General features: G+C 55.2%; 19 protein-coding genes. 11 read left to right on the top strand and 8 right to left on the bottom strand.

Annotated features, from left to right (window positions below; all coding sequences use genetic code 11):
- Nucleotides 1-281: 281 nt before the first annotated feature.
- Nucleotides 282-1,640: a SpoIID/LytB domain-containing protein gene (locus VFO10_RS10350; protein ID WP_325139725.1), complete on the bottom strand. Its 1,359-nt coding sequence runs from the start codon at nucleotides 1,638-1,640 to the stop codon at nucleotides 282-284.
- 297 nt (nucleotides 1,641-1,937) lie between these two features.
- On the opposite strand from VFO10_RS10350, the gene VFO10_RS10355 reads away from it, so the two are divergent.
- Nucleotides 1,938-2,657, top strand: coding sequence for a YbhB/YbcL family Raf kinase inhibitor-like protein (locus tag VFO10_RS10355; RefSeq protein WP_325139727.1), 720 nt, complete (start codon nucleotides 1,938-1,940; stop codon nucleotides 2,655-2,657).
- A gap of 16 nt (nucleotides 2,658-2,673) precedes the next feature.
- Here VFO10_RS10355 and VFO10_RS10360 read toward each other — a convergent pair whose 3' ends face one another.
- The 3 genes from VFO10_RS10360 to norR all read right to left on the bottom strand — a co-directional run bounded on the left by VFO10_RS10360 (nucleotide 2,674) and on the right by norR (nucleotide 7,564).
- A complete protein-coding gene (locus VFO10_RS10360; protein ID WP_325139729.1) occupies nucleotides 2,674-3,798 on the bottom strand; it encodes an aminotransferase class V-fold PLP-dependent enzyme in 1,125 nt (374 codons plus the stop codon).
- A gap of 127 nt (nucleotides 3,799-3,925) precedes the next feature.
- On the bottom strand, nucleotides 3,926-5,866 hold the full coding sequence (locus VFO10_RS10365) for a PAS domain-containing sensor histidine kinase (RefSeq protein WP_325139731.1): 1,941 nt from the start codon (nucleotides 5,864-5,866) through the stop codon (nucleotides 3,926-3,928).
- Between the two features lie 156 nt (nucleotides 5,867-6,022).
- Nucleotides 6,023-7,564, bottom strand: coding sequence for a nitric oxide reductase transcriptional regulator NorR (gene norR / locus VFO10_RS10370; RefSeq protein ID WP_325139732.1), 1,542 nt, complete (start codon nucleotides 7,562-7,564; stop codon nucleotides 6,023-6,025).
- A gap of 162 nt (nucleotides 7,565-7,726) precedes the next feature.
- On the opposite strand from norR, the gene VFO10_RS10375 reads away from it, so the two are divergent.
- Genes VFO10_RS10375 through VFO10_RS10385 form a run of 3 tightly spaced genes read left to right on the top strand, consistent with a single transcriptional unit; the run spans nucleotide 7,727 to nucleotide 11,268 of the window.
- Nucleotides 7,727-8,440, top strand: coding sequence for a DUF542 domain-containing protein (locus tag VFO10_RS10375; protein ID WP_325139735.1), 714 nt, complete (start codon nucleotides 7,727-7,729; stop codon nucleotides 8,438-8,440).
- Entirely contained in the window at nucleotides 8,437-10,743 is a 2,307-nt protein-coding gene (locus tag VFO10_RS10380; RefSeq protein WP_325139737.1) for a nitric-oxide reductase large subunit, read from the top strand. The genes VFO10_RS10375 and VFO10_RS10380 overlap by 4 nt, the downstream gene beginning before the upstream one ends.
- A gap of 21 nt (nucleotides 10,744-10,764) precedes the next feature.
- Nucleotides 10,765-11,268, top strand: a complete 504-nt coding sequence (locus VFO10_RS10385) for a hypothetical protein (RefSeq protein ID WP_325139739.1) — start codon at nucleotides 10,765-10,767, stop codon at nucleotides 11,266-11,268.
- 53 nt (nucleotides 11,269-11,321) lie between these two features.
- Here VFO10_RS10385 and VFO10_RS10390 read toward each other — a convergent pair whose 3' ends face one another.
- Together VFO10_RS10390 and VFO10_RS10395 are read right to left on the bottom strand one after the other, a co-directional pair.
- Nucleotides 11,322-12,821 carry an FAD-dependent oxidoreductase gene (locus VFO10_RS10390; RefSeq protein WP_325139740.1) on the bottom strand — a complete coding sequence of 500 codons (1,500 nt, stop codon included), beginning with the start codon at nucleotides 12,819-12,821 and terminating at the stop codon, nucleotides 11,322-11,324.
- An 82-nt stretch (nucleotides 12,822-12,903) separates the two neighbouring features.
- A complete protein-coding gene (locus tag VFO10_RS10395) occupies nucleotides 12,904-13,671 on the bottom strand; it encodes a hypothetical protein (RefSeq protein ID WP_325139743.1) in 768 nt (255 codons plus the stop codon).
- 123 nt (nucleotides 13,672-13,794) lie between these two features.
- Here VFO10_RS10395 and corA point away from each other — a divergent pair, with 123 nt between their 5' ends.
- The 3 genes from corA (at nucleotide 13,795) to VFO10_RS10410 (ending at nucleotide 17,148) form a co-directional block, all read left to right on the top strand.
- Complete coding sequence (gene corA / locus VFO10_RS10400; protein WP_325139745.1) at nucleotides 13,795-14,772, top strand: magnesium/cobalt transporter CorA; 978 nt, start codon at nucleotides 13,795-13,797, stop codon at nucleotides 14,770-14,772.
- A gap of 132 nt (nucleotides 14,773-14,904) precedes the next feature.
- Nucleotides 14,905-15,750 (top strand): S1 family peptidase, encoded by an 846-nt coding sequence (locus tag VFO10_RS10405; RefSeq protein WP_325139747.1) that lies wholly within the window; start codon nucleotides 14,905-14,907, stop codon nucleotides 15,748-15,750.
- A 237-nt stretch (nucleotides 15,751-15,987) separates the two neighbouring features.
- A complete protein-coding gene (locus VFO10_RS10410; protein ID WP_325139748.1) occupies nucleotides 15,988-17,148 on the top strand; it encodes a hypothetical protein in 1,161 nt (386 codons plus the stop codon).
- A gap of 84 nt (nucleotides 17,149-17,232) precedes the next feature.
- Here the strand turns inward: VFO10_RS10410 and VFO10_RS10415 are convergent, their stop codons facing one another.
- The gene (locus VFO10_RS10415; protein WP_325139750.1) at nucleotides 17,233-18,330 is read right to left on the bottom strand and encodes a hypothetical protein; all 1,098 of its coding nucleotides are present in this window, start codon (nucleotides 18,328-18,330) and stop codon (nucleotides 17,233-17,235) included.
- Between the two features lie 409 nt (nucleotides 18,331-18,739).
- Between VFO10_RS10415 and VFO10_RS10420 the strand changes: the two genes are divergently transcribed.
- Together VFO10_RS10420 and VFO10_RS10425 are read left to right on the top strand one after the other, a co-directional pair.
- A complete protein-coding gene (locus VFO10_RS10420; protein ID WP_325139752.1) occupies nucleotides 18,740-20,203 on the top strand; it encodes a hypothetical protein in 1,464 nt (487 codons plus the stop codon).
- Nucleotides 20,204-20,363: 160 nt separating this feature from the next.
- A complete protein-coding gene (locus VFO10_RS10425; RefSeq protein ID WP_325139755.1) occupies nucleotides 20,364-20,960 on the top strand; it encodes a DUF938 domain-containing protein in 597 nt (198 codons plus the stop codon).
- 5 nt (nucleotides 20,961-20,965) lie between these two features.
- On the opposite strand, the gene VFO10_RS10430 is transcribed toward VFO10_RS10425, so the two are convergent.
- Complete coding sequence (locus VFO10_RS10430) at nucleotides 20,966-21,694, bottom strand: SDR family NAD(P)-dependent oxidoreductase (protein ID WP_325139757.1); 729 nt, start codon at nucleotides 21,692-21,694, stop codon at nucleotides 20,966-20,968.
- Between the two features lie 204 nt (nucleotides 21,695-21,898).
- On the opposite strand from VFO10_RS10430, the gene VFO10_RS10435 reads away from it, so the two are divergent.
- Both VFO10_RS10435 and VFO10_RS10440 read left to right on the top strand, forming a co-directional pair.
- Nucleotides 21,899-22,975, top strand: coding sequence for a hypothetical protein (locus VFO10_RS10435; protein WP_325139759.1), 1,077 nt, complete (start codon nucleotides 21,899-21,901; stop codon nucleotides 22,973-22,975).
- 145 nt (nucleotides 22,976-23,120) lie between these two features.
- Entirely contained in the window at nucleotides 23,121-23,861 is a 741-nt protein-coding gene (locus VFO10_RS10440) for a hypothetical protein (protein ID WP_325139761.1), read from the top strand.
- Nucleotides 23,862-23,865: the final 4 nt, after the last annotated feature.

Below are 23,865 nucleotides of genomic sequence, written 5' to 3' on the forward strand. Positions count from 1 at the left end.
TCAAATATATACAGGAAGAAGTTTAGATGGTCTTAATACGCACACGGACTGATGCCTTGCGCTTTAGGAGAGAATCTTGTAATTTAACAACGTAACGAAGCATGGAGGTTATTATGACATGCAGTTGGATTCGTAGGTCGTTTATGGTTTTAGGTTTGGGCATGTCCCATGGGATTTCACCAGTCTGGATGATGAATCCCCAGCACTCGCCGAACTGCGAGCGCAATATGGGACGTTACTGCAAGTACTGCCGCCGCAATCCCTGATTGATCCGACCCGCTTCATCGAGGGTTCTGCGCAAACTGCCTTGTATACTTGACGGCTTCACGCGCACAGTCGGGGACACCCACACGCTGACTGTCGATCGAGCAAAGACTCGTGCGCACGTAATAGTAATCCAGGATCTGACGATAGTCCCAGGCCTTGCGTCCCGCAAGCGCTGCAGCACCTTGCTGACTCATACCCACACCATGGCCGAAGCCAAGGCCCTTGATCATGATCTGGCCTTCCGGGGCGGGATTGATGGTGAAAAGATTCGAAGGCAAAGTTCCCACCACGCGTTTGAAGGCGCGGGTCGGGATGGTGACGTATTCACCTTTCGCGTCGATCATCGTCACGGCTTTCACGCGGCCGGAATTGGTCTGTCCCACCATCGGAACCACCACCTGGGCGATGGGGCGATCCTTGGTCCAGTGACCCATCTCTTTCATTTTCTCGGTCAATTCTTTCAGGCTGAAAGGTCGTTCCCAGACTGTGCGATTCATTTCAAGATCAAAAGCCTCGGGGCGCGCCACTGTAAATGGGGCCGGCTGGTCCCAGATCGTGTTGGCTTCTTCCGTCGAGCCGCCGCTGTCGGCATGATAGAAGGCCTGGATCACCTGGCCCTGATACATCAGGATCTGACCTTCCGTCGCAAACACCGCTTCATCGGTTTTTTCCTTGCGATGGGTCACGCCTGTATACGCCTGATAAAGGACCGTATCATCCACATCCCAAAGACGGGCGGGCACGTAGCGACGCGCGCGCAGGATGTGATAGACGGCATAGGTACGGGCCGCCACAGCCTGGCTTTTGATGGCTTCCAGCGGCCAGTGATGGAAGACTTCCGAAGGCACCACGCCGCGCAGATAGCCGCGAAGGCTCACGACGTTGATCGCTTCCAGGATTTTTTGTTCCTGCCTGGTCGCGGCATGAACATAGAGCAAACCTGAATAGCTCAGAGTCTTCATTTTTTCGCCTTCATTGCGTTCCAAAGTGAACTGCTCAGGGCAATCGATGACCACGGGATTTTGGAGATCCTGGGCTCTCAGTTTGATAAGAGTTTGATCGCGCTGCAAAACGCCGCCGGGGGCCATCTGATCCTGGACCGCTTTGAAGATCGTGCAGGGACTTTCAGCGCGAATCGTGAATTGATCGAGCAGCTCGTCCTTACCATGAGGCAGATAGTCACGCTCATGGGGAAAGATTTTCACACGAATGGATGCCGTCGAGGAAACATTCTCGGCTCCATTCAGATTGAGCATATAAAGACTGGCATCATCTTCGCCTTCATCCGCAATGAGTTCGCCCGCGATTGCGCGCGCGGCTGGTCCTGTCAGGACGGGGAGAAGGGTGATGACCAATGCCAATAGCTTTTTCATAAGGAGTGACCTCACTGGTTAAGCTTAGGCTCTAGTGTGCTTATGGGAGTCTTATTGCAAGAAGCGTGTCGCTTCTTAATTATCTGATATCAAAGGCATAGTAAGAATTTTTTAGGGTCTTTCGTCAAGACCGTGGGCACTAAACAGTAGTCTACTTAATGAAAGAGGATGAGTTGCCTTGATCAGGACTGGTCTGCGCGTCACGCAAGGGGACTTATCTTCTGAAAAAGAGGCCGGGAAATGCGCGTTCTCAAGTTTCAAGACAGGCAAGCCGATAGTGTGAGCGGAGGCCAACCAATGAAAAATGCTTCGTGGACTATCCAGGTTTTTTACAGCGCTGTGTTCTTGAGTGCACTGGGCTGTGCCTATTCCAAGCCTTCCGCTCCGGTGACGCGTACGAATTCGACAGCACCGGCTCCGGCGAACGGAAACGCCACACCACAGACCGGGAATAATGCGGATGAGAAAACTGCGGATTCTGTAACGGCGCCGCAGACGGACGATAAGGCCGCTCCCACGCCAGCGCCTCCAGCGACGCCGGCTGCGCCTCAGGCGATGACTTTGACCAGCACCGCCTTTGCGAATAACGGCGCGATACCTCGCGTGCATGTCGCGGTCAACGGTGGCGGAAATATGTCGCCGCCCCTTCAGTGGAAAAATCCTCCGGCAGGAACGGGATCATTTGCCATTCAGATGGTGGATCTGGATTTTCTGAGGCCGTCACCGGCCCCTTTCATTCACTGGGTGATCACCAACATTCCGGCCACCAGCACTCAGCTGCCGGCAGGCTTGCCCGGCGGCAATAACCTGGCAGCGCCAGCAGAAGCTTTGGGTGCCAGCCAATTCAAAAACTATGGGGGCCCGAATCCACCGAACCTCCATCGGTATGAGTGGACCATCTATGCGATCAAGCAGGGTCAGACGCTGAACATCATCGAGAATTCGACCATGAACAAAGCGGAGCTGGAGGCCAAGAGCCTCGGCAAGGCCACGATTACCGGAACCTTCACGCCCTGATCCCTAGGGGAGCGAGTCAGAGCTGCTTCAGAGCCGCTTCCAGGTTCCCCACCGTTCTTTCCACATTCATCAGCTTATCCAGACCGAAGAGTCCCAGGCGGAAAGTTTTATAGTCCGCCGGCTCATCGCACATGAGCGGAACGCCGGCTGCTGTTTGCAGTCCAGCCTTGGCGAACTTTGTGCCCTTGTGAATGCCATCATCATCGGTATAAGACACCACGACGCCAGGCGCTTCAAAGCCCGGGGCCGCGACGCTTGGAAAACCATACTGCGCAAGCAGCGCCCGCACTCTACCACCCAATTCCCGCTGCCGTTGGTCCAGCTCATCAAAGCCCAGGGCCTCGGCCTCTTTCATGGCCGCATGAAAGCGCGCGAGCGCATCGGTCGGCATCGTCGCATGATAGGCATGACCACCGGCTTCATAGGCTTGCATGATCTGCAGCCATTTTAAAAGATCGCAGGCGAAGCTCGTGCTGCGGGTTGTCTCGATCCTCTGTTTCGCAGCCGCACCCAGCATGATAAGCGCGCTGCAGGGGCTGGCGCTCCAGCCCTTCTGCGGGGCGCTGATCAGGATATCGACGCCCAGCTTTTTCATGTTGATCCAGACCGTCCCCGAAGCGATGCAATCGAGAACGAAGAGCCCGCCGTGCGCATGAACCGCTTCGGCCACGGCGCCGATATAATCATCAGGCAGGATGATGCCCGAGGCCGTTTCCACATGGGGTGCGAATACAAGGTCGGGTTTGTCCTTTTGAATGGTCTCCAGCACCTCTTTTAAGGGCGCAGGCTGAAACGGTGCCGCGTGACCATCATGCAGACGGCGGGCTTTCAGAACGTCATGATGAGCGGGGATGCTGCCCATATCAAAGATCTGAGACCAGCGATAGCTGAACCAGCCATTGCGCAGGACCAGACAGCGCTTTCCACTGGCGAACTGCCTGGCCACAGCTTCCATGCCATAGGTTCCGCCGCCGGGAACCAGCGCCACGGCTTCCGCTGCATAGACGTCGCGCAGCGTGCTCGAAATCGAGCGCATGATTCCTTGGAATGCGGCGGACATGTGATTCAGTGAACGATCGTTAAAAACGACTGAATATTCCAAAAGCCCTTGGGGATCGACTTGAGATACAAGTGTTGACACGATTGTGCTCCCAAAATTAATCAAGCGGCAAAAAAACCAAACGAAGGTTAGCACGAGTCTTCCAGGGGGAATAGGCTGGAATTTGCGTCAAGCGGACGCTTCGACGCAGCGGTGTGTTCCGATACGTTCAGGCGATGTTGCGCTGAGACGTCTGCTTTAAGTTCAGCTGCAGGGTGGCTGCGAAGGTCTTGAATTCCAAAGCGAGCTGGTCGATGCATGCGGCGGCATCAGCCGCGGTCATGGACTTCGGCATATCTTCCAGATTCTGACAGACGGCTGCGAAACGGCTGGCACCCAAGGCGGCGCCGACGGATTTCAGGCGATGGGCTTCGAAAGCGAGAGCCTTGCGATCCCCAGCTCTTTGGGCATTGCGCATTTTTTCAAGGCCTTCTGGAATCATGGCGGCAAATTTCTCAAAGAGCTCGTTGATCAGATTCTGCCGATTGGCGTGGGGCACGAGACTTTGCAGCTGCTCAAGGATATGCGCATCCAGAACAGGCTTTGAAGGCATGGGAGTCGATCCGCCACCTGCATTCTGCAGCGGCAGCCAGCGGCTCACGACCTCGACCAGCTGCTGTGGCGTCAGAGGCTTGGGCAGGTAGTCATTCATGCCGGCGCTGAAGCACTTATCCATATCGCTTTTCATCGCATTGGCCGTCATCGCCACGATCGGCATCGCGACCACAGGAGCCTTTAAGCTGCGGATGCGGCGGGATGCTTCGTAGCCATCCATCTCGGGCATGTTGCAGTCCATGAAGACGATATCAAAGCGCTCCCTTTGCAGTCGATCGAGCGCCTCCTGTCCGCCGTTCACCGCCACTGCGCTCATGCCGATTTTTTCCAGCATTTTCACCGCGACGGCCTGGTTCAGGGCGACATCATCCACGATAAGTGCATGGCCGTGGAAACGAAGATTCGGATCGAAGCGATGGGCCGACTTCGGTCCCTTGGACAGACTTGAGGCGCGCTGCAGCTTGATGCGGAACCAAAAACGCGAACCCTGACCCTCTTCGCTGATGACACCGATTTCACCCCCCATGCGTTCGACGAGGTATTTGGAAATCGAGAGACCAAGACCGCTGCCACCAAAGCGCCTGGATGTCGAACTATCACCCTGCACAAAAGGTTGAAAGAGTTTCGGAGTCGTGTCGCTGGAAATGCCGATCCCTGTGTCCGTGACTTCAAAATGCAGCGTGCAAATTTCCTGCGCAACCTCAAGCCGCTCGACCTTCAGCGAAACATGCCCGGCGCTGGTAAATTTGATGGCGTTGCTGATCAAATTATTCAGGACCTGCTTCAGCCGCGACGGATCGCCCAGGAAAACCGCATCGCCTGGCACCTGATTATGAAAAGTCAAAGGCAGACCCTTGCCGCGGGCGGTAAAGGAGAGGGCCGTATGCAGTTCACTCAGAAGGTGCTGCAGCGAAAAGGGCACCGTTTCGAAATCCAGTTTGCCGGCTTCGATCTTGGAGAAATCGAGGATATCATTCAGAACGCTCAAAAGCAGCGAGCCCGAAGTCTGGATGGCCTCCACATACTGCATTTGAGTCGCGTCAAGCGAGGTGTCCATCAGAAGACTGGTCATGCCCGTGATGCCGTTCAAGGGCGTGCGGATCTCATGGCTCATCGTGGCCAGAAAGCGGGCCTTCGCCTCGGCAGCTTCCAAAGCCCGCTTTTCAGCGCGGACTTTATCGGTCACATCAAAAACAAGGACTGTGAATCCCTTGACCGTATCCCCCACCTTGTCCGGGATATAATGCGCCTGGGTGTGACGCATCTCGCCCGACGGTCTATGAAAGAGGTCGCGGTCAAATTGTTGACGCTCGCCACGCAGGGCGGCTTCGATATAGGGTGTGTTGCTGGCATAAAGATCAGGACCCAGGAGCTGCAGCATGGTACGGCCCAAAAGATCCTCGGGCAGGTAGTTGAACCAGTCGACGTAAGATCGGTTGGCATAACAGCAGCGTTGATCGCGATCCCAATAGGCGATAAGTGCAGGGATTTCATCGAACACTATGAAAAGATCCACGGTCGCTCTTCGCACCATCTTGGCAGCACGATGACGCATGATAAAATCTTTAAAATAGTGACCGATCACAAGTTCCTCGTTCTTTCGCCAAATAATTGCATGGCAAGGGGGCTCAGCAAGCCATAACGGAATCCTCGCACGTCCGCAAAATATTTCCTATGGGATCGGAAAAATACGGTAAAGATTGAGAAGGCGCTATTTGATTCCAAGCCTTTGCGCCAGCCGATGCAGATTGCTGCGATGCATTCCCAGAAGGCGAGCGGCCGCGGCCCAGTTGCCATCCACGGCCTGCAGGGCCCGCAGTATCTCTTTTTTTTGAAAAGCCAGAACGGCTTCCATAAGCGGCTCGAAGCTTTCCTGGCCTTTCGATTTTTGAGGCGATGCGTGATCTGCGGCGCTTTGATTGAAGATGCCATCCAAATGTTCGGCGCGAACATGGGAGGCCGGTTTATCGGTGGCGCGTGAAGCCCGCAAGGCCGCGCGGGTCAGGCTGTGCTCCAATTCGCGCACATTCCCGGGCCAATCGTAATTCTGCAGGATCTGCAGCGCCTCCTTATCCAGCCGCAAAGAGCGGACACCGAGCTTCAGGCTGATCTGCCCCAGAAAATAATCCGAGAGAAAGACGATATCATCCTTGCGATCCCGCAAAGGGGGTATCTGCAGTGGGTAGACGCTAAGGCGGTGATAAAGATCGGCGCGGAAGCGACCCTGTTTGACCTCGCGGCTGAGGTCGCGATTGGTTGCCGCGATCACCCGCGCGTTCACCCGATGCGTGCGATCCGAGCCGACCCTTTGAATTTCACCTGATTGAAGCGCCCGCAGCATACTGGCTTGAATGGACAGCGGCAGTTCACCAACCTCATCCAGAAACAGCGTGCCGCCATCGGCGAGTTCGAATTTTCCCATGCGATCCTGCGAAGCGCCCGTGAAAGAACCTTTGACATGACCAAAGAGTTCACTCTCGGCAATACTTTCGGGCAAGGCGGCACAGTTCACATGGACCATGGCCTGCTCACTGCGGGGTGATCCCATATGAAGGAGGCGGGCGACCAGCTCCTTGCCGGTTCCAGTTTCGCCCAGAATCAGCACAGGCAAATCCGAGGCGGCCACCATATTGATTTCGCGCTTCAGAGTTTGTATGGCCGCGCTTTCGCCGATAAGCAGGCTGCCCTCGCGATGGAAGCTATCGCGCTGCAGTTCGACCGCCACGCGCTGATTCTTCTCCACTTTCTGTTCGAGCCTGTCGATCAAGGTCGCCGTTTGCATGGTGGCCGCAGCCAGAGCCGCAATGCGTTCCAGCTGCATATTGCTGATGCCATCGAAGGCGCCCTCTTCGAGCGCATCCATGGTGAGGAGTCCAACCACCCTGTTTTCCAGCCAAAGTCCACAGCCCATGCAGGCGTGAACGCGGTGACTCCGATCTTCGGGATCACGCAGCCAGGCATCGAAGGGATCGGGCAGGGGATCATCCGCCGCAAAGCGAATCGGACGGCGGGATCCAAGGATCGCGGCCAGGCGTGGATGCTCGCCAGGAACGAAACGATTTTTCAGAAGATTTTCGGGAAGGCCATCAACGGCCAGGGGAACAAGGGTTCCATGGTCAAAGCGAAAAAGAACGGCAACCGCGCAGGGAACGAGTTTACGCACGGCATCCAAAAGCCTCGAATAGCGAGCATCACTGGGAAGGCTTTGCGAAAGATCGAGGGCAACCTGCACCAACGGATCATCATGATTCATGAGCGACTCGGCGTGAGTTATCGAAAGTACAACGTGTTATCAATTTTGTAACACGACTTGTTATCAATTGTACAGCTCGCCAACGCAAGTCATCAAAAACAGGCCAATAAAAATCCGGCACGATTTTCGCTTAACCAGGGTTGAACGTTAAGGAGTTGTGCTATGCAACATGATATCGCTGGAAAAAATCCTGCGCCTCGTGACACTCTCGGCGATCGCGCTGCGCGAGATCCCGCTGTCGCCCGCGTCTTTGCCCGCTTTGGAATAGACTATTGCTGCCGCGGCTGGCAGCGTTTGGATGAAGCCTGTCAGAAACTTGGAATCAGCGCGGCCGACGTGGAAGCTGCGATTCAAGAGGAAACCGCGGCCCATCCTGAATCCCGCACCATTGGTTGGGATCAGCTGTCGCTGCGTGATCTCGTCAATCATGTCCTGACCATCTACCATGAACCCCTGCGGCCGGAGTTGGAACGCCTGCACGACCTTGCCATCAAGGTCGCCCGCGTTCATGGCAAAAAGGATCCCGATCGCCTTCCGGCTTTGGAAGAGGCCGTTCGTGATCTGCGCGAAGACCTTCTGCATCATATGCAGAAAGAGGAAGTGGTTCTTTTCCCCTTGATCTGTGAGAAAAGAGGACCCCTTCTGACCGGACCGATGACGGTCATGCATCATGAGCATGAAACAACCGGAGCGCTTTTGAGCCGCATCCGGACTTTAACCGGACAATTCCAGGCTCCCGATGAAGCCTGCAATAGCTGGCGCGCACTTTACAGCGGTCTGGAAGCTCTCGAATTTTCCATCATGCAGCATATCAATTTCGAGGAGCATGTGCTCTTTCCCCGTGGTCTGCAACTCAATCAAGGAACTGCAACATGAAGTACAAAAGACTTTGGGTCGGCCTCGCTTTCATTGTCGGACTCTCGTTCGCGCTGCTTTTAGGCGTGGGCGCGGAAATCTATCGGGAAGCCCCGCCGATTCCCGATCGTGTGACGACTCCGGACGGGACCATTCTTTATACAGGCGAACAGATTCGCGATGGCCAGAACGTGTGGCAATCGACCGGCGGGCAGCAGCTCGGTTCGATCTGGGGCCACGGCTCCTATGTGGCGCCCGATTGGTCAGCTGACTGGCTGCATCGGGAAGCGGTGGTGCTGCTCGATCTTCTATCCCAGGAAAGATTTAAAGCATCCTATGATACCCTGACCGAATCGCAGAAAGCGTCGCTCCAAATAGAGGCTCGCGAGCTGATGCGTACCAACACCTATGATGCTGCCCAAAAAACGCTGCAGGTGGATCCACGCCGCGCGCAGGCGATCCAAGCGGTGGCCGCGCATTACGATGCTCTGTTCGCCAGCGATCCCAAATTCACAGATCTGCGTTCCGCCTATGCGATGCAGAACAACGCTGTCCCGGATCCTGCGCGTCGTCAGGCGATGACGGCCTTTTTCTTCTGGACCTCCTGGTCTTCGATCACCAATCGACCTGGACAGAATATTTCCTATACCAACAACTGGCCGCATGAACCCCTGCTCGGCAATCGGCCGACTACGGATGCTTTCCTTTGGACGATGCTCAGCATCGTGGCATTGATTGCGGGGATCGGAGCCTTGGCTTACACCATGGCCAGGCAGGAAAGCGAGCATGAGAAAGAACCGGCTGAAAAAACTGGATCAACGTCCCTTCTTTGGACGCTTCGTCAAACGCCTTCGATGCGCGCCACAGTAAAATATTTTTATACCGTCATGGGACTTCTGCTGTTCCAGATTATACTAGGGATAGTAACCGCCCATTACGGGGTCGAAGGCCAGAGTTTTTACGGCTTTCCGTTGGCTGACTATCTGCCTTACGCGGTCACACGCACCTGGCACACGCAGCTTGGAATTTTTTGGATCGCCACCGCGTGGCTGGGCACAGGGCTTTTCATGGCGCCGATGCTCGCCGGCAAGGAACCGCGCTTTCAGCGTCTTGGCGTGAACGTGCTCTGGTTCTGCCTTGTCGTGATCGTGGTCGGTTCGATGGCAGGTCAATGGTTTGCGATTCAGCAAAAACTCGGAAACGTGGCCAACTTCTGGTGGGGCCATCAGGGTTATGAATATGTGGATCTCGGCCGCTTCTGGCAGATTTTCCTTTTCGCCGGTCTTTTCATCTGGCTCGGGCTGATGCTGCGGGGTCTGATACCGGCGCTGAAACGTCCGGATGAACCCAGGCACCTTCTGGCTGTATTTGGTTTGTCCTGCTTCGCCATCGCCGCGTTCTATGGAGCCGGACTGATGTGGGGTCGGCAGACGCATCTGGCCGTCGCTGAATACTGGCGCTGGTGGGTCGTTCATCTTTGGGTGGAAGGTTTCTTTGAAGTCTTCGCCACCGCGGTCATCGCTTTGATCTTTGTGCGCCTTGGGCTCTTGCGCCAGCATGTGGCGACCTACAGCGTGCTGTTTGGAACGTCCATCTTTCTTCTGGGCGGAATATTGGGAACCTTCCATCACCTTTATTTCAGCGGAACGCCGACCTCGGTGCTCGCTCTCGGGGCCACGTTCTCGGCGCTGGAAGTCGTGCCCTTGTCCTTGATCGGCTTTGAGGCCTATAAGCAGTCGCGTCTGACTCATGATCATCAGGTCGCGAAAATCTATCGCTGGCCGATATACTTCCTGGTCGCTGTTTCCTTCTGGAATCTTTTGGGTGCCGGCGTCTTTGGTTTCCTGATCAATCCACCCCTGGCCCTTTATTACATGCAGGGTTTGAACACGACTCCCGTCCATGGTCACACCGCCCTCTTTGGTGTGTATGGAATGCTGGGCATCGGGCTCATGCTCTTCTGCATCCGGTCTTTGGAATACCGTCGTCAATGGTCGGAACGCGCCCTGCGCTGGTCGTTCTGGTCCCTGAACGGTGGCCTTATGGTGATGGTGCTCCTGAGCCTTCTGCCTATCGGTCTTCTGCAGACCCAGGCCAGCGTCGAACATGGGCTTTGGTATGCACGGTCCGCTGAGTTCATGAATACACCCGTCATGCAGGTCCTGAAATGGCTGCGGGTGCCCGGTGATATTCTCTTTGCCCTGGGTGTGGCTGCTCTTCTGGTGTTCTTTGTGCGCCGCAGCACGACACCGGAAACTGTGGAATCGGAAGTTCTTCTTGGAGCCAATAAACCAGACGAAAGTCTGGAACAATATGGTGTTTGATTAACAACGGAGGGATCTTCCATGCTTCGATTCGTTATGGCCTGCACTTTGGTCAGCAGCGTCCTGGCCTGTCAACCGACGCCGAGTTCCACGGAACGCACGACGCCCGAGACGACCGCGCCTGCGACTGGAGAGAACACGAACAATCAGGACACTACGAAAAAGCCCATCCATCTGCCCTCGCAGAACCAGACCGCCGGCGGTAAAGGCTACGTCATGCCTGGAACGCGGCCGAACGAGGTCTGTATGGAAAAAGGTTTTACCTGGCTTTACAACGGCTATCTGAAACCGGAGTGTGGAACCTGCCATTACAAGGATAACCGCTACAACGTCACCCAGTTCGCCCAGGGTGAAGACGAAGCGGCCTCCTTCGCCGTCCTGAAAACCGTGACGAATTCCACGAAACTTCTGGAGGCCGTTTTAGGTAACGTCTTCTGCAAGGGCTGTGTGATTACGAAAGATGATCCTCTTTACGCGGACCTTCAGTATTTTGTGCAGCATATGGATCGCTGCGAAAAACCCTGATGGATTCCTCCAACTCCCACTCCCTCGACTGCCCTGCGGTCGGGGGTTTTTTTCTACCTGGTCGGAAGCCCTAATTGATACCAGCTGTTCAAAAGCTGAAGGGAGGATTTATAGGCTCCATCACTCCAGCCTGAACGATTGGGATAATAGGCTTCGCCCACCAGAGCCACCGCTTCTCCTGGCAAAGGCTGCAAAGACCACGCGGCTATCTCCGCGTTGCTATGCGTGGCGCCAGCCCGCAGATAATGCCAGGCCGCAGGCCAGATCTGAACATAAGTTTTCAAAGGTTTGGGTATGCTCACTGTTTCGGGCACGCTCACGCCGTTCCGATGGAAGAGTTTCATGAGGCCCTCTTCAATTTCCGCTTCCACCGCGTCCATGGATTTCTGGGAAAGCTCTTCCCAGTGGTTCACGCAGCGCGCGTCATCATCATAGACGGAGCGAGTCACGTTCTGCTGGACGGCATCGGGATTCAAAGGGATTTCGATGAAATTCACGCAGCTGTCAGTGGTCCATGCGCGCCAGACCTGGCCCTCGGCGGAAGACAGATCGGGATGACGAATGTCCTTCCACCAGGAGGTCGGCCACCACTGGGTGATGGTCGCAACCTTCACGCCGATGATGTCCTGGAAAGCTTTTTGTTTGGCGATCCGCGCCGGCACATCACCCTTCAGATAGGGAAAGACGCTGGGTGGAACGGCCAGGACCAGCTGCTTCGCGGCGACTCTATAATGGGCGCTTTTGAGTTGGTAGCCTTGGCCCCGACTATGGACGGCGGCAACAGCTTCGCCTTTGAAAATCCTGACGCCTGCAGCGCGCGCACGCTCTTCCATACCGCGAATGAAAGACGACATGCCGCCGACCGGATAGGACGCCACGCAGCAGACATCCCATTCTTCATCGAGATAATCCATGTAAGAGCGGGCATCGAGCGGATATTCGAAGTCGGCTCGAAAACGGGTCATGTCATGCAGATAATCCAGTCCCGCGGTTCCCACCACAGCGCTGACGTAGCTGCGGAAATCAGGATACTCCGTGGCCTTCGCCCGCTCCGGGCCAAAGCGCAGCTGATCATAGAGCCATGTTTCCTGATCCGTATTCGGATTATCCTTGAGCGGCATGCCGGGATAAAGAGAAACGAAGTCCTCTTTGCTGAATGACGTGCGACCGCGCACCTGAATCAGATCCGTGCCGAGCGGTGGCGTTTCCAGCTGCAGTCCCAGTTCAGCGGCCAGATTGAAAAGGACGGTCTGTCCTTCCATGATGCGGCGCGCCCCGACGCCCATGCGCGGAGCGTTGGGATTGCTGGCATCAAAAGCCACATCATGAATGCGGCCGCCCAGCTCCTCTTCCTTTTCAAAAAGACAAACCTTGGATCCCAGCTGCGGCCCAAGTCGAAAGGCGGTATGCAGTCCGCCTGCGCCTCCTCCGACAATGGCCACTTCGCAGGTCAAGGGCACCAGGTTTTTGGCCACAAGCTGGGGGCCTGGGAGAAGGGTCAAACAGAAAAGGCCCAGACATGGACCCATGCGACGCGCAAGGTTCGAGACCATAAAATTACGTACTCCCTGTGATGGGTGGTTCCAAACGAAACTCGGCCCACACTACCGGGAATATCAAGGCGTCCACAAGTCCTTAGAGGCCTTCCGCCTGAATAAGACGCTCGGTATCCCCTGCATTATAACGCGCGGAATGAATGCCATTGGTAATCCAAGCCAGCTGCAGCGAGGCGGTTTGAAACAGCATGCGAAAGGTCAGGAGATCGGGTTCGCTTGGAATCACCGTGCCGGAGATATCGCCATAGGGATTGTCAAACGAGAAGGGATGATTGTGAACAAAGGCGACGAAGGTCCAGGCCTCTTGGTCCAAAATCTGCTGAGCGGCGGGGCTGATCTCCACCGATGGCGCGCCCATGGATGCCTGCTCGATAAAAGCCGCATAAATTTTCAGGCGCGAACCTTTGCGAAAGATGTGCGCGCTGAATTCCGAACCTGGAACATTCAGAGGATGAAATCTCAAATGCTCGTTCATGAGCATGGTGTCCACGCAGCGGCTGGGGCCTATGATCCCGGCCTCCCGATTTTCGATGAGGCGAAATGCTTTGACACTCCCATCGCGGGGGCCATAGGCCTTTTCAAAAACCACCCGCTGCCGAGCCAAAAGTTGAAAGGGATCGGTATCGGTCTGATCCTGGGCGTAATCCCGATAGGCGAGGAGCGCATCCGGCAGAGGAGCCGTCTCCGCGCCCAGCCAGGCCGCAGCCTCGTTCAGATCCCAGACGTACTGCCAGACATTCTGTTCAAACCTGCGCTCCAGCGGCTCGGGTGCGTCGGGACAGGCCAGGAGCGTCGGGGATCCCAGCAGAAGAAGAGCGAGCGCACGCAGTTTTTTGAGGATATTCATCGGCGACTCCGGCTTTGGGGCATTTCTTCAGTGCATCTCTACCGGGTTTTGCTTCAGAATTCAAGCTGGTCACCGCAGGGTGGGCCATGGACGCAGATGGAATGAAGAGAGGAGCGTTGACGCATGTTTCGAATTTTGGAGATAGGGCTGGATGGGGCCGTGACGATGTATGATGATGCGGCCCGCATTGGCCCACCCCCTGAGGGCGTCATTCGCTGGGTTGATCTGTCCGCGCAGGATGAGCCGCAGCTGGAGCTTCTGCGGCTGGGTTTTAATTTCCATCCCCTGGCCATCGAGGATTGCTCGCATTTTGATCAAAGGCCCAAGGTTGAAGAGTATGACAACTATCTTTTCATCGTGACCCAGGGCTTTGTCTGCGAAGGGGGCTCGGTGGAAAATCTGAAGATTCTGGAGCTGCATACCTTCATGGGTCAGCACTTTCTCGTGACCGTTCACAGCGAAGGCATCGAAGCCCTGGATAGCGTCTGGAAGCGGGCGACGTCCGACGCCAACCTTTTAAAACGCGGTGTGGACTTTGTTCTTTATATGATCGCCGATCGCATGGTGGACGGCAATTTTCCCATACTGGACCTGGCCGCCGAGGAGCTGGAGGTATTGGAAGAGGAGGTTCTGTCCAATCCGCGGCGCGAGAACCTGACCCGCATCTTCGCACTGAAGCATCAGCTTGTGTCCATGCGCAAGGTGCTGTCCCCGCAGCGTGATGTTTTCGGAGCCCTGACGAAACTGGACCATCCTTATATAGCCGAAAGAACCCTGCATTATTTCCGCGATGTCTATGATCATCTGATACGTATCACGGAATCCATCGAAGCCAACCGCGATCTTCTGGGCAATGCACTGGAGGCGTACCTTTCCTCGGTGTCCCAGCGCACCAATGAAATAATGAAATACCTGACGATCATGAGCGCAGTCTTTCTGCCTTTGGCCTTTGTCGTGGGATTTTTTGGTCAGAATTTTCAGAACCTGATTGGGATGCAGGACTGGATGCAGTCCGACTCCTTGATGTGGGGAATGGTGATTTTGTGCGTCACAATTCCTGTGGTGATGATCATATGGTTCAAGAGGAAGGGTTGGGTTTGATGTGTTAACTATTTAATATTGATGATTAATTTAACTATTCTTTCGCAATTCTCATTTTTAACTGGCCGGGCAGTCAGCAATCGGATACAAAGATTTCAGAGAAGAAAGTCAGACACGAAGAAAGGGGTTCCGATGCTGAAAACCTGGAAACACAAAGTTGCTCATGCCGTCGCTTCCAGCCTCCTGCTCGGTCTTGTCGCTTGCGGTCAGATGAACGATACGCAGCAGACGAGCGAAACCAAGGTCACCAATGGCCTGAAAGCTTCGGGCGAGTTCCCTTCTGTGATTCTTCTCCAGTTCAGCACGGGCGGTTATGGTTCTTCGATTTGCACGGGGACCTTTGTGAACGATGCGCAGGTCGTGACGGCCGCGCACTGCGTCTATGACATTTTGAAAAACGGTCGCACGGCTTCGTCCATGACCTTCACCAAAACCTTGGCCGATGGTCGCAGCCAGCGCGTGACCGCCGTATCTTTGAAATATCATCCTGGCTATACAGTGGTTCCTGGCAAATTGAGCAATCACGATCTTGCGGTTGTCACCTTCCCAAGGAACTCGGCACCGGCCACGACGCCTCTTTATCCGCACACACCCAGTGTCGGTCAGCAGTTCACGATCGTTGGTTTCGGCGTGAATGACTATCAGTATGATGCCGCCGGTCAGCAAACCGGATCAGTTTCGGGCACCAAGCGCAAAGGTGAAAACGAGATCTATCAGGTTGAAGACGGCATGATCAAGTTCTATGGCATCCCCACAGCCCAAGATCCCACGGTGGCTCAAGGTCACGACGTGGCCAGCGGCTCGGGTGATTCCGGTGGACCCCTTCTGATCGACGGTTCGCTGGCCGCTGTGACCTCGGGCGGAGGCCTCGCGCAAGCGACCGATGATGAAGGGCGCAGTCACACGGTTAAGGTTTCCAATTATGTGGATCTGAATGAGTCGTCGAACGCTGATTTCCTCCAGGCGACTCTTTACTAAGCTCAACCATACCTCGAACATTCAAACCCGCTTGAAGTGACTCAAGCGGGTTTGTTTTTTTATGCACGTCACGCTGCGAGTGCTCAAATTGGGCCGCAAAGCCCCACAGTTTGTGTGGGATATGGGCCTTGATTCAACTGCCTTTTCCTTGCCCATCAACTGCTTCCAAAGAGGTACAGTCCCTGCAACGATGGGAATGCCGCTCGACACCGTGTGAGCGCGAGAAGGAGAAAGCTTATGAAACGATGGAACAGAAGCAGAGTCGTCCTGCAGCTGGGACTGATAATAGGGATCAGTAGCCTTTGGGCCTGTTCCCCGCGGCAGGATAAGGAAACCTCGTCGCCCCTTGTCACTGATGTCGCCCATACCATTTCCAAACGCCAGTCGATTGGAAATTGCTGGCTCTATGCAACCGGCACCTGGCTGGAATCAGTGATCCTGAGCTATCAGAATGAGACAGTGGATGTGTCCGAATCGTACTGGACCTGGTGGCATTTCTACAATCAACTGATCGTTCCCCGTGAAATGGAGAAGATTGGAACCGGCGGCAGCTGGACCGAAGCGCGGGCCATCATCCTGAGGCATGGCTTTGTGAATGAAGGCGATTTTTTGCCTGATGAGGCCGGGGTGGAAATGTCCAATCGACAAAAGCAGGCGGAATATTACATCAACGACTCCCTTCTTTATGGGGATCTAAAAGATCCGTCCGCGCGTACTCCAGAAACCGTGCGCCGGGTTTTGGATGAGGCCTTCGGCTCGACCATGGCGGACGCTGAAAAATTAGCGCAGGCAGCGGATCAGAAAATCATACAACTGCTGCCCAATGGTCAGGTCGTGACCCTGCGCGATCTTTTGGATCGACGTTCCCGGCAGGCCTGGGTCGAAGTTTCCTTCCCGCGGATTGTCGGTGAAGAGGCAGTGGTGACGCCGAGCCAGCAAAGGGCGCGAAGGAATTTATGGCAACGTGTGTTCCGCGCTTTGAATGACAAGCAGCCCGTGATCATCAGTCTGATGATCGACTTCAATGCGCTGGATCCTAATGATGGGACCTTCAAAGGCCAGCGTCTGCGGGAGCTGGGCATCGGGCATCAAGGGGGACACCTGACAGTCCTGGAAGATTATACGGTGACGGATGTTCCCGGCATTGGTTCCATCGGTCGCGGGGAGGTGAGCGAGGAACTGCAGGCGCAGGCTCTGCTCGGTACGCTCGATACCCTGGTCGTGAAAAATTCCTGGGGCGTGGATCGACCCGAGCGCGGCATCAAAGAGGGGATTACTCTCTTTGATCGCAGCTATCTTGAAAATCAGTTTGCGTGGAAAGAGGATGATGAAGATCCCGAGAGTCCTGTGAACTGGTACACGACACTGGGCGGCTTTGTTCTTCCGGCTGGCTATTGAAACGGAACGCATCCCGCTGATCAAAAAAGGACATCCCCCTGAACGGAGGATGACCGGGAAAAGATCAGCGGGATTTGTGTCTTTTCAGCGAGGCTGAACCGTGCGACAGAGGATCACACTCAGCGGCCATGGATAGGCGCATGGTTTCGGAGTGGGACCCGGAGTCGGTGTGACTGTCGGTGTTGGTTTCGGCGTTGGCGTTGGATCCGGCGTCGGCGTCGGCTTCGGAGTGGGTGTTGGAGTCGGCGTTGGTGTCGGTGTTGGTGTCGGTGTCGGCTCCGGTGCCGGCGTGACAGCGGTCAAATAAGGTTTGAACCAGCAGGTCGGACGGTAACCATAAGCCAGGGCTTCGGCTTGATTACAGGTATAGCGCAGGGAATCCTGCTCCGCGTCCTTGCTGTTGCGTTGACTGCCCAGGTCACGACCAGGGATGACCTTCACATCCCATTCCTTGTTACAGATCGCGCCTGCGGTATAGGTATCCAGTCGGCACTGTCCGGCAGGGTGCGCGTTGTTGGTGACCTTCACAACGCTTTTATCCGGTGTGGAAAAATCGGCGCGTGTTCCGCCCAGAGCTGCAAGGAGCGAGGCGAGCGAGTGACCAGCCGCGGTCATGCGATAGCAAAGGTTCTGATCCTGTTCATTGTCCCAGGCTTTATCGCAGAGTGCTTTCGGAATGGCTTCTACAGTCTCACGATAGTTCGCGTTGGTGGCGTGATCATCTCTCCAAAGCTGACGTCCGCAGGACAGAGTCGCGAAATAATCCGATTCGCCTTCATTCGCCGCCCAGGATGAACTGAAGGGATAGCCGCCCAGGTGATGGCCGATTTCATGACAAAGGACGAGCGCGAAACCATCACGGGTGACTTCAGGACGACGGGCGAGGCCACCGTACATGTTCACCTGCCAGCTCGATCCGCTCTGAATCGCGCTCGCATTCACGGTGCTGTCACTCCACAGGCGGTTGACTTTTAAAGTGCCGCCGAAGCTTGCGACGATCGGTTTATAAAAGGCTTCAGCTTCATCGATCGCCTGATTGAAATCATCCTGGGTGATGCCTGCCGCGCGCAGAAGGCCGTCCTCTTTCCAGAGATCATTCGGAGGCAGAAAATCCGCCTGAGCCTGGGATGCGGTCAAAATTATGCCCGCCAAAGTTGCTGATGTGAGTCGTGCAAGCATCATCAATTCCCTTCACTTTCTTAGGTTTTATTCATAATTCCAAGCATAGTTGGTTGGCCGGCCAGTTCAATTTCGTAAAACTAATCTTTTGACTTATTGTTTTGAGCTAACAAGATTGAGAAAGATCATGCAGAGACGCTGAGGTATCCCGTTGTTTGCCTGTGTTCACGCGTGTTTGATGAGCGTTTCCCTGTGCTCTGAAATCCAGAACGCTCCGAGTGTTTGAGGGCGAGGTTTTCCGTGGTGAGCAGAAAGCGTGACGAAGAATGAGCACGATGGTGTTTTTTCTTCGTCGTGCCGGATTTCGCCAAGATTTGCTGCGCTGGGACACGGCCTACCGGATGAATTCTCATGGAGAAAGCCATAAAAACCCAGTAGCTTATCAGTATTCACAGCTTAAAGATGGGACACTATGCACGGCTACCCTTATGCCCTGGTCTTGATGTTCCTCGTCCTTTGCGGTCCGGCCTGTCAGAAGTCGGATGATGCTGAACGCCGCTCCTCCATGATCACAGGCATCAGCGCTCCGGCCCATATCAAGCCGGGATCCCTCGCCATTGAAATCGTCAATGAACTGAATGATGACCTTGTGCATCGGACCAATCTGACACCCGAGCAGGCCCGGGCCGTCGCGGTAAAGGCGGCCGGAGCCCTGGAAATCGCCAAGACGGAATTGATGCTGGCGGGAAATGAGGAGGCCGAAGGCTATGAAGATCGCATCGAATCCTTTGCCGATGAATTGATCAAAGGCGCCTTGGATGCTTTGGATGAGCTGACGGATGTGCATCAGCGGCAGGTGAACAAGGTTCTGGAGGAAATTATCGCAAGTGTCATGGAATCCATGGAAGGGCGTACGGATCATCTGGATACCAAGGGCCTTTCTGCCCTGCTGAAGGTGATGGCTGAGGCTGCGATGCATCACCTGGATGAGGCTGGTTTTACCGTGCAGTCCATGGCCGAAGGCGCACGCACAATCGGAGCCACGGCGATTGCTTCCCTGGATGATGCCGGTGTGCTGACGCCCGCCAATGGGCAGGATATTCTGATCGCGATTGTGAGTGGAGCGATTCAAGGTTTGGCGGATGGGCCCATGGGATCCTCGACAGCGAAGCATGTGGACTATGCGACCGTGATCGATGATCTGCTTTACGGTGCGGTGGGATCTTTGGATGATGCTGGATTTTCCCTGGCCGCGATTGATGACAACCTTGCTCATATACTTTTTGCAGCCGTGAGCACCTTCGATGAAATCGGCCTTAAGCCCGAAGACCTGGAAGCGGCCATCACAGCCGCTCTGCATGGAGCCATGGATGCTTTGAAGCGGGAGGCGGGCATTACCGATCCGGCCCAGCTTGAAGATGCTTTGGGATTCTGCGTATCCGGTGCGGTTGCGAGTCTGGCTCACAGTCAGATGACAGTGGATCAGATGGATGAAGTCATCGCAGTGATTGTGAAAAAAACAGTGATGCATGTCGATAATCTGGGAGTCAGTGAAGCCGATACGGAAGCGGTCATCGAGGAAATCGTTCTGGCTGCGATCGGGGCTTTGGATGATGCGGGATTTTTTCTGGAGCGCAGTGAAGCCTATGGGGATGTGATGGCCGATATCACTGTCGCTGCCATGGAAGGGCTTGCGGACGTGGGCTTCACCCTTGCCGAAATCGAGGTGCTTTTGGATGATATCACGGCGTCAGCGTTCAAGCCGCTTTTGGATCATGGATTTACCAAAGCGCAGAGCCAGGTGATCGGTACCCATTTTCGCACCAGGTTGGAAGCAGTCCTGGCCGCGAGCAAGGAGATCGTCTTTCCCTATGACGACGCGGTGATCAGCGCCCATGTGCAGGCGGCGATCGACGCGGCCTATGGACCATCGTGACGGATCTTGTCAAAAGCGCCCGCCTCATCTATGCCCTTCCTTGACACCATGTGGATCATCAACGCGGGGGACTTGCATCGCGCGGCGATCAAGACCTGTCTCTGCTCGATTTGCAGGCGTCCAGGGCAACGTTTATTTCTCTTTGACAGTTGGAGTCATCATGAAGGCTTTTTCGCCCGCGGCTGAACGTAATCAGGGGCCTATTTTTGAAGTGCTGAGTTCTCTTCTGCCGGCTGGGGCTTCTGTGCTGGAAGTCGCGAGTGGAACAGGTCAGCATGCGGAGTTTTTCTGTGCGCAAAGACCGGACATCACATGGCAGATGACAGACCCGGATCCAGCGAGTTTTCTGAGCCTTCAAACGTGTTATGCGGAAGCGCGGCATCCTGGTTTGAAAAAGCCGATTGCCTGGTCGGTTTTTGATGCGCGGCCACCGGAACTCGATCGGACCTTTGATGCCCTGGTGAATATCAATATGATTCACATTTCACCGTGGGAAGCCTGTCTTGCGCTTTTGGATCATACGAGGACCTGGCTGGCTCCTGGCGGGCTGCTTTACCTTTACGGGCCTTTTGTGATTCAAGGTCGGCCGACAGCTCCATCCAATTTAGCTTTTCACCAGTCTCTGCAGGACCGCGATGCGCGCTGGGGCCTGCGGGATTTGGAAACGGTGACGGCTGCCGCGCGCGAGCGTGGTCTTCGCTGGATCAGGACGGTGGATATGCCGGCGAATAACGTGTCGGTGTTGTTTCAGAAGTAAGGTCGTCAACGCCTCGCTTTCACGCGATTCATGCCGCCGTTCACACCGATGACCTGTCCTGTCATCCAACTGGCGGCAGGGTCGAGCAGCATGGCGATAGCATGCGCGATATCATCGGGCTGACCAATGCGGCCCAGAGGATGCATCTGCGCGGACGCTTTTTTTGCCTCCTCGGAACTCACGAATTTATGGCTCAAAGGTGTTTCCACCAGCGCAGGCGCGATGGCATTCACCCGCACGTTGCGCGGCGCATAGCTTGCGGCTGCCGACACCATCAGACCTTCCACGGCCCCCTTGGCCGCCGCTATCGCCTCGTGATTGGCCAGTCCGAACTGAGCCGCAACGCTGCTCATCAAAACGATGCTGCCACCACCAGCCTGAGCCAGACGCGGCGCTCCGAATTTCACCGTAAGAAAAGCCGTGGTCAGATTCGTATCGAGCGTCGCCCGCAGATCATCCACACTGATCTGGGTGATGGGTTTGATCGTAATGCTGCCGCAAAGATTCACGATGCCGTCCAAAGGGGTTTCGTCCAGCGTTTCCATCGCCGCACGAAAGGCCTCTTCATCACGAGCATCCCAGGCCATGGCCTTCTGATCGTAACGCGCGGCCAGTTGCTCGGCCTTTTCCAGACTGCGGCCGGCAATGATCACCGGACGGTTCTGCTCGGTTAAACGCCGGGTCAAAGCCTCACCAATCCCACCATAAGCACCGATGATCAGAACTGCTGACATGAAACCTCCTGCGTTGCTTCCTTGAAAGATCGAAACAAGCAGAGCCTAGCAAGTTCACCTGGGGGAAACGAGATTTTTTTCGCGCACAACCCTGAGTTTTATGCACAGCTCCCCGGGCCTGCATGGCAGGATGAGCTGGAATTCTGTGCGCTGATGCATTATGGTCCTTGTCTCATGAAGACCACCTGTTTGGGAGATGCACGCATGTCCAATTTGAGCTTTTTAGCCGGGAGCAAAGCCCTTCATCAGCTTCGCCGCGATGGGATGCGGCCCGACGCCTTCAAAGTTGTCGCCGGGGCGGCAGGAGGCCCGAAGTGGCTGGTGTTGAGCCAACTGGACCGCGTGATCTTCGGTGAGTTTTTTCGGGAACGGCGTGATCCTCTTTTCCTATTGGGTTCGTCCATCGGTGCCTGGCGTTTTGCGGCCGCCTCGCAGCAAAAGCCCCTGCATGCCATCTCACGTTTTGAAGACGCCTACATCGCGCAAACCTATCAGTCCAAACCCAGCGCGGCCGAGGTGACGAAACGGAGCTATGAGGTGCTCGATGCGTTTTTACCCGAGGAAGGTCTTCAGTCGATGGTGGATCACCCCACGCACCGGCTCAGCATGCTGGCTGTGCGTTCCCGCGGACCTGCCGCGAGTGATCGTCAGCTCATGCTTTCACTTGGCCTTGGAGGAGCCGGCCTTGGGAATATAGTGAGTTCACGCGCCTTGAAATTATTTTTTGAACGCACCCTTTTCTACGATCCGCGGTCGAAGCCTCCTTACCTTACGGCTCCATCCTTTCCGGCTCAGGCTGTGTCCCTGACCGCAGCCAACGCACGTCATGCGCTCATGGCCTCAGGATCCATTCCCCTTGTGATGTCCGGCATCTCACGGATTGCCGGCGCACCCGCAGGTGTGTATCGCGATGGTGGAATTATGGATTATCATCTGAACGTCCCCTTTCTTCCAGATACGGATGATCAGCTCGTGCTCTTCCCGCACTTCGAAGAGCGTTTGATTCCCGGCTGGTTTGATAAGCACCTGCCCTGGCGCAAACCGGATGCGGGACGCATGGCGCATGCTCTGGTGATTGCACCCTCACCGGAATTCATTGCCAAACTTCCTTATCAAAAGATCCCGGATCGCACGGATTTCATGCGTTTTCAAGGGCGTGACGCGGAACGCTTCCAATACTGGCGGACCGTGCTTCGCGAATGCCAGCGACTCGCCGACGAACTTCATGATGTGATCACCCAAGACCGCATCGCGGAGCGTGTAAAGCCGCTTCCCATTTAAATCGCAAGCGACTAAACAATTTTCATCGCCAGTCATATTCAGCTTCATGGCTTTCCCGATTGATTATTTGAAAACCAATTGTAGAGTCAAGGCACGTGTTAACCCGTATGCAAAGGGTGCATTCCGCGTGAAAAAAGGAGCCTTGATGAAAGTTTATGCACGAGTCGTTCTTCCCACTCTTCTGACGACGTTTCTGCTGTCGCCCGCAGCCCAAGCCGCTGTGGAGCTGAATCCCGCCCCACTCAGTAGTCAGGATAAATTGGTCACGTTTGCCAATTTCTTTACGCAAAATCTTGCCGGTCGAATTTTTGTCTCATCAAGCAAGGATAGACCCTATCAGGATAAGATCGTCGACTATGAGTATGACGTCTCTTATTTTGGAATGCAGCTCGACCCGGCTGGCGGGCTCACTTTCAAATCAACCTATAATATTAAACGCTTCATATACTCGGTTGATTCGAACGGCAAGAAAACCGGCGAGCCCGTCATCAAGCAAAACACGCAGACCTCGCAGTGTGCTCTGCGGCAGATGACGCGCACCACCAATGAGCTGGTGGGGAACTGCCAGAAGATTGCCGATAATGCTCCGAATTCCAGCATGCTCGGCTACGCGCGTCAGCTGCGCATCCTGGAACTCACGGCGGATCGCCTCGTTTGGAAGGATAATTCGGTCGGTTACCTCGAAGGCTTTCTGATCGATAAGGCCGGTTACGCGCCGCAGTATGAAATTCAGATCCTCACCTTCGCCACCAAAGCGGGCAACGCTCAAAATCGTCAAACCCTCATGACCAAAAAAGTCAGCACCTATAACTATGATATCGAGAAGGATCAGCTCGGAACTCTTCTGACCGAAACCAGCAGCGAATCCCTGGGCACGGCCCTTTAATTTT

Origin of the sequence: Oligoflexus sp. (assembly GCF_035712445.1) — a bacterium.
Taxonomy (GTDB): domain Bacteria; phylum Bdellovibrionota_B; class Oligoflexia; order Oligoflexales; family Oligoflexaceae; genus Oligoflexus.